Source organism: Anaerotignum sp. (assembly GCF_045122575.1).
In the GTDB taxonomy this organism is placed as follows: Bacteria; Bacillota; Clostridia; order Lachnospirales; family Anaerotignaceae; genus Anaerotignum_A.
On sequence record NZ_JBGVHV010000090.1, the window covers coordinates 1 to 2,353 of the forward strand.

The following is a 2,353-nucleotide window of genomic DNA, read 5'->3' on the forward strand; positions in this document are numbered from 1 at the left end:
GACCTGTCAGAACTTTTTTCTCCGTTTCATTTTTCCTCCTCTTTGACAGACAATACAAATCCTCTGTATATATTTTCACGCAAAATAAAAATTTTGTTCTGCTCCAAAAGCAATATCGTGCTATAATGGAAAAAACTTCCCATGAAATTTTGTCATCATCGGGAAGGATGCTTATAAAACCATACAAATCCACACGAATCTAATATCGTTTTCTAAGCTAAGGAGGAAATCCCATGAAACAAAAGAAAAAAATCAAAAAAGTACTGATCATCGGTTCCGGCCCGATCATCATTGGTCAGGCCTGTGAATTCGACTATTCCGGCACACAGGCATGTAAAGCCCTGCGCAATCTGGGTTATGAGATCGTGCTGGTCAATTCCAACCCTGCGACCATCATGACTGATCCGGAAACTGCAGATGTCACTTACATCGAACCTTTGAACGTAGATCGTCTGGAACAGATCATTGCAAAAGAACGACCTGATGCGCTGCTTCCCAATCTGGGTGGTCAGTCCGGTCTGAACCTTTGCTCCGAACTGGCGGAAGCCGGTATTCTGGAAAAATATGACGTAGCCGTTATCGGGGTACAGGTAGACGCCATCGAACGCGGCGAAGACCGCATCGAATTCAAGAAAACCATGGACAGTCTCGGCATCGAAATGGCAAGAAGCCAGGTTGCCTATTCCGTAGAGGAAGCACTAGCCATTGCTGACGAACTGGGCTATCCTGTTGTTCTGCGTCCTGCCTATACCATGGGCGGTGCCGGCGGTGGTCTGGTCTACAATGTAGACGAACTGAAAACCGTCTGTGCCCGCGGTCTGCAGGCTTCTCTGGTAGGTCAGGTTCTGGTAGAAGAATCTATCCTCGGATGGGAAGAACTGGAGCTGGAGGTTGTGCGTGATGCCGAAGGCAACATGATCACTGTCTGCTTCATTGAAAATATCGACCCTCTGGGTGTCCATACCGGCGACTCCTTCTGTTCTGCCCCCATGCTGACCATTTCCGAAGAAGTACAGAAACGTCTGCAGGAAAAATCCTATAAAATCGTTGATTCCGTACAGGTCATCGGCGGTACAAACGTACAGTGGGCTCATGATCCCAAAACAGACAGAGATATCGTGATTGAAATCAACCCCAGAACATCCCGTTCCTCTGCACTGGCTTCCAAAGCAACGGGCTTCCCCATCGCACTGGTTTCCGCCATGCTGGCAACAGGCCTGACTCTGAAAGATATCCCCTGCGGCAAATACGGCACGCTGGATAAATACGTTCCCGACGGTGATTATGTCGTGATCAAATTCGCTCGCTGGGCCTTCGAAAAATTCAAAGGCGTAGAAGATAAACTTGGTACCCAGATGCGCGCCGTCGGCGAAGTTATGAGTATCGGTAAAACCTATAAGGAAGCCTTCCAGAAAGCCATCCGTTCTCTAGAAACAGGCCGTTACGGTCTGGGCCATGCCAAGGATTTTGACAGCAAAACAAAGGATGAACTGCTGCGTATGCTGGTAACTCCTTCCAGTGAACGTCATTTCATTATGTATGAAGCCCTGCGCAAAGGCGCAACTGCAGATGAGATCCATGCTTTGACCAGGGTAAAACACTGGTTCATTGAACAGATGCAGGAACTGATACAGGAGGAAGAAGCCCTTCTCGCAAACAAAGGGAAAATGCCTGCTGATGAAGTATTGATCTCTGCCAAGAAAAATGGGTTCTCCGATAAATATCTGAGCCAGATCCTGGAAATCAAGGAAGATGATATCAGAAACAAACGTCTCGAACTGGGGCTGGAAGAAGCCTGGGAACCTGTTCATGTCAGCGGCACGCAGGACAAGGCTTACTATTATTCCACTTATAATGCGGAAGACAAAAACCCCGTTTCTTCCGACAAGCCCAAAGTAATGATCTTAGGCGGCGGCCCTAACCGTATCGGTCAGGGGATCGAATTTGACTACTGCTGTGTTCACGCCTCTCTGGCGCTGAAAGAACTGGGCTTCGAAACGATCATCGTAAACTGTAACCCTGAAACCGTTTCCACCGACTACGATACTTCCGACAAGCTCTACTTCGAACCCCTCACACTGGAAGATGTTCTGAGTATTTATAAAAAGGAAAAACCCGTTGGCGTGATCGCTCAGTTCGGCGGTCAGACGCCTCTGAATCTGGCAGCAGATCTGGAAAAGAACGGCGTAAAAATTCTGGGGACACCTCCTGCAGTCATCGATCTGGCAGAAGACAGAGACCTGTTCCGCGCGATGATGGATAAACTGGAGATCCCCATGCCCGAATCCGGCATGGCCGTTACCGTGGAAGACGCTCTTTCCATTGCGGAAAAGATCGGCTATCCTGTTATGGT

General features: G+C 48.4%; 1 protein-coding gene. It reads left to right on the forward strand.

Annotated features, from left to right (window positions below; all coding sequences use genetic code 11):
• Window positions 1-233 precede the first annotated feature (233 nt).
• A partial coding sequence (gene carB / locus ACJMLT_RS04010; RefSeq protein WP_405726945.1) for a carbamoyl-phosphate synthase large subunit occupies window positions 234-2,353 on the forward strand: 2,120 nt, incomplete at its 3' end.